Source organism: Novilysobacter selenitireducens (assembly GCF_020026895.1).
Classification (GTDB): Bacteria; Pseudomonadota; Gammaproteobacteria; order Xanthomonadales; family Xanthomonadaceae; genus Lysobacter_C; species Lysobacter_C selenitireducens.
Genome location: NZ_JAINZW010000047.1, coordinates 1 through 291 on the forward strand (window position 1 = coordinate 1; position 291 = coordinate 291).

Genomic DNA, 291 nt, shown 5'->3' on the forward strand with positions numbered 1-291 from the left:
TGGTGACCCTGAGGACCGCGACGGAAGGACTGAGGGGAACCGTTGTATCCAGGATGAGCGGGAGGAGTACCACTCTGGAACGGGAATCCTGGGATCATGGGTACCTGTGATTGGGCGGGAAAGAAGTCATTCTGTTGCGGATTTGAGTTGGCTCGCGCTCTTCCCAATTCCGCCATGAACTGATTCTGATGATGTTGTTGCGCAATAGCGGCCTGCTGCAGCATCATCTGTTGATAAGCCCAAGCAATCTGCTGATTAGGGTCGAAATACTGGGGTTGAGGAGCGACGGGC

Annotated in this window: 1 protein-coding gene; it reads right to left on the bottom strand. The window is 54.6% G+C overall.

Going from position 1 to position 291, the window contains the following annotated elements:
• A partial coding sequence (locus K6753_RS14505; RefSeq protein ID WP_223677173.1) for a hypothetical protein occupies positions 1 to 291 on the bottom strand: 291 nt, incomplete at both ends.